Here is a 3,778-nt window from a genome sequence, read left to right on the forward strand (position 1 = left end):
CCGGCCAGACCGCCCGTGCCCCCTGCTGCCGATCCCACGCGCTTCTCGGCCGCGCGCAACAATTTCTCGCGCTTCGCTGGTTCCGGAGGGGACGACCGCCGGAGCCTTGGCCGAGCCATTTCTCACTACGTGGGTTCGTCTTCTGGAGGCGTGCGGACCGCCGCCGCGAGGATGGGGTCGGCGCGCGGCGCCGGGAGCCGTCTTCTCGGCTTCCTGTCAGATGCGGTCGCCCGGGGTGCCGCCGAAGCGCTGCGCGCGCTCAACCTCGACGGCTTAGCGGGCCGCCCCATCGAGGAGATCTTCCTCGGGCTCGCGGACTATGTCTGCCCCGACGGCGGTTCAATCGATGAAGGCGTCGCCCGCGAAGCGTTCATAGAAACCATCGCCGACCTTGCCGGGGCGGGTATCACAGACCTCGACGGCCTCACTGCCGAGCAGATGCAGACCGTGTTCGAGCTCTACGCGACGAATGCGATCGAGGCCCGACTTTGCAATGACATCGGCGCGAAGACGGTGACGCTGCCCGGCGACAGTCGGGAAGCCGCGCGCGTCCAGGCACAACTCAACGACTTCATCAGGCGCGGCGTCGCCGATGCGCTCACGACCGCACGGGCAGCGGTCGCCGCGCTCACTCCAGACCGCGTGCTGGCTTTTGTCGAACGCATCTATGAGCAGGCGTTCGGAATCCTGCAGATCATGGGTGACGCGGAGGCGGAGGCATGAGACGACACCTCATCACGGGCCGCTTCGGCCCTGACGACCTAAGCCGGATCCCGCTTGGCGACGGCGAGGTGGAAACCCGTCTGGATCTCGTCGTCGGCGAGCGATCGCTTGGCCACGGCATAGGCCGGGCGCTGACCGATCTGTCGCGCCTCGGCGTCTTCCCCTCGGAAGTGGGCGTCGACGTCCTGGTGCTGGCGGCCCACGTCCATGTCGCCGATACCCGCGTCTCGCGGGACAGCGAATCCCAGGACGGTTGGACGCGCGAGCTGCGCCTGATCGTGCCTGTCGCTGATCCCGACCGCTGGCAAGCGGTCGCTCCAACCTTTGTGCGGTTGCTGAATTTCCTCACGGGCGATCGCTGGACATTGGGATTTCGAGCCCGGCCGGAGCGCTTCGTGCAAGTGGCTCCGACGCCGCCCGCTCGGCTCCTCGGTCCTCCCTTCGACGGCCTCGCCCTGTTCTCGGGCGGTCTCGACAGCTTGATCGGTGCGATCGACGCACTCGAGGCGGGCCGCACCCCACTTCTCATCAGCCATGCCGGTGAAGGTGCAACCAGCGACGCGCAGACGACGATCTTCGAAACACTCAAGGGGCATTATCGAGGCCGGGCCTTCGATCGGCTGCGCCTCTGGATGACGTTCGCCGATGGCTTCGTCCGCGGATCGGCTGGCGAGAACACCACGCGAGGACGATCCTTCCTTTTCTTCGCTCTCGGCATCTTCGCCGGGACCGGGCTGGAGGGAGCGTTCACCTTAAAGGTGCCAGAGAACGGCCTGATCGCCGTCAATGTACCGCTCGATCCACTTCGACTCGGCGCGTTGAGCACTAGGACAACCCATCCCTTCTACATTGCCCGCTGGAACGATGCGCTGGCCACGCTCGGCATACCGGGCCGAATCGAGAACCCTTATTGGGACCGGACCAAGGGTGAGATGACCGCGGAATGCGCAAATCCTGCACTTCTTCGTCAGATCACCCCTGCATCGTTGTCCTGTGCCTCGCCGACCAAGGGCAGATGGCAAGGTCTAGGCACGCAGCACTGCGGCTATTGCCTGCCCTGCCTGATCCGGCGCGCCGCGCTCCTCAAAGGCTTTCAACCCGATCCGGACCCAACCGTCTACACGCTGCCCGATCTCGCCGCGCACGCGCTTGATACGCGCCAATCCGAAGGCGTGCAGGTTCGGTCCTTCCAACTCGCCATCGAGCGTCTTCGGGCGCGACCGTCGCTGGCGCCGATCCTGATCCACAAGCCCGGGCCGCTGTCCGACGAGTCCCCTCAGCGCCAAGCCGCCCTCGCCGATGTTTACCGGCGCGGGCTTGAAGAAGTGGGTGCGCTCCTGACCGGCGTGAGGACGCGCCCCGGATGAGCGATGCGTCGACAATCGGTGGCGTGGACTTCCACTGCCACCTCGATCTCTATCCCGATCACGAAGCGGCGATCGCGAGAGCTGAAGCCGCGCGGATTTACACATTGACGGTGACGACGACGCCGAAAGCGTGGCCGCGCAACCACGAGCTCACGCGACACACCCGCTATGTCCGCGCGGCCCTCGGTCTGCATCCTCAGCTCGTTGCCGATCGCGCCGACGAGCTACCGCTGTGGGAACGTCATCTGCCCGAGACACGCTACGTCGGCGAGGTCGGCCTCGACGCCGGACCTCGCTTCTACAAGTCGCTTGAGGCCCAGAAGCATGTGTTCCAGCGTATCCTCGAACGTTGTGCTGACGCGGGCGGCAAAATCCTCACGGTCCACAGCGTGAGGAGCGTACCGGCGGTTTTGGACATGATCGAGGCCCATCTTCCCCGTGAACGCGGCAGCGTCGTCCTTCACTGGTTCACCGGCAGCAAGAGCGACGCTCGTCGGGCGGTCGCTCTCGGCTGCTATTTCTCAATCAACACCGAGATGACCCGAACCGATCGCGGCCGCAAACTGATCGGAAGTTTGCCGCAGGACCGCATCCTCACCGAAACCGATGGCCCGTTCACGCAACTCGATGGCCGCCCGGCAGCACCGCCGGACGTTCCGGTCGCGGCCGCTTCCCTAGCACGGATCCTCGGCATATCGCCTCAGTCGATGGTAAAAATGATCATGTCCAACCTCCGCACGTTGGTCGGCTAATGGGCGTGGGTGTCCGCTCCTGGCGCAAAGCGGACCATCAGGGGCTTCGAACTTGGTGCCCTCTTTCACCACACGGCGAACGGCTGGGTGAAGCTGCTGGTCCGAAGACCTACGGCTGTCGCCGCGGCGTGCCCCGTTACAGCGCTGTCGGGATTTCGACCGGGACGGGGCAAGTCCCTCTACCCGCACAGCCCCAGCACGCAAGATGATGACCCTGAACATGCGTGTTGGCAAGGGAGTGGCTTCTCGGGCCAGTTTCCCCTTTCGCCACACTCCTCATTCGAGCTGTTAGCCAGAGCCGGCCATAGAAATGTGCAGGTCCGCCACAAGCGGGCCGTTAACCCCTTGGAAGCAGCCCCCCCTTCCTAGCGCCGCGCCGCTTTAAACCTACATTCCCTGTACTCCGGCTCCGGCATTTCGTCACATCACGGTAGCACCCTATCGACATCCTGAAAAATAAAGCAAATGTTATTATCCAAGAACTGGGCTATATCATCAATTTTATTATGGCTGGTTTTGATCTTATCGCCGACAGCTCGGCACCCCCAGATGCTGCCGTCCTCTGTAACCTGCTTGGTATTGCAGATTGCGCCATGATGCACTATCCTATTCCGCGCCCAGAATAGACCCTGCATGTAGTTGGCGGAATGACTTCCAACTGCCATGCAGAAGTAATCACTCTCTGGGAGAGGTTTCAGCAAAACATTGTAAACCTTAAGCCATTTGTTTATCGCAGCTGTGTCATACGTACCGCCACTGTAACACGAATAACGCGGCTCACTGTCTCCGTATGAAATGCGGCAAGCGTCAAGGAGTGCAACCACCGCCTTTTCAAAAGCGTTGCAAAAACCTACAACGATTTGGTTCCTTAAGCCCACTAGCAGGCTGCGGAAAAACGAACATATTTCGGCTATTTGCCTCCGCCGAGGCTTGAGA

At 62.7% G+C, this 3,778-nt stretch carries 4 protein-coding genes; 3 read left to right on the plus strand and 1 reads right to left on the minus strand.

Features of this window, described 5'->3' with window-relative positions; all coding sequences use genetic code 11:
* The 3 genes from qatB to qatD all read left to right on the plus strand — a co-directional run.
* Positions 1-723: Qat anti-phage system associated protein QatB (qatB, locus tag DXK32_RS31680; protein ID WP_205215879.1), on the plus strand; the 723-nt coding region annotated here is incomplete at its 5' end.
* The gene (gene qatC, locus DXK32_RS31685; RefSeq protein WP_114862124.1) at positions 720-2,090 is read left to right on the plus strand and encodes a Qat anti-phage system QueC-like protein QatC; all 1,371 of its coding nucleotides are present in this window, start codon (positions 720-722) and stop codon (positions 2,088-2,090) included. The genes qatB and qatC, both read left to right, overlap by 4 nt.
* Positions 2,087-2,842 (plus strand): Qat anti-phage system TatD family nuclease QatD, encoded by a 756-nt coding sequence (qatD, locus tag DXK32_RS31690; RefSeq protein WP_114862125.1) that lies wholly within the window; start codon positions 2,087-2,089, stop codon positions 2,840-2,842. Before qatC ends, qatD begins: the two co-directional genes overlap by 4 nt.
* A 425-nt stretch (positions 2,843-3,267) precedes the next feature.
* On the opposite strand, the gene DXK32_RS32850 is transcribed toward qatD, so the two are convergent.
* On the minus strand, positions 3,268-3,778 hold a 511-nt coding region (locus DXK32_RS32850), incomplete at its 5' end, for a hypothetical protein (protein ID WP_205215880.1).

The organism is Azospirillum brasilense (assembly GCF_003349955.1).
Taxonomy (GTDB): domain Bacteria; phylum Pseudomonadota; class Alphaproteobacteria; order Azospirillales; family Azospirillaceae; genus Azospirillum; species Azospirillum brasilense_B.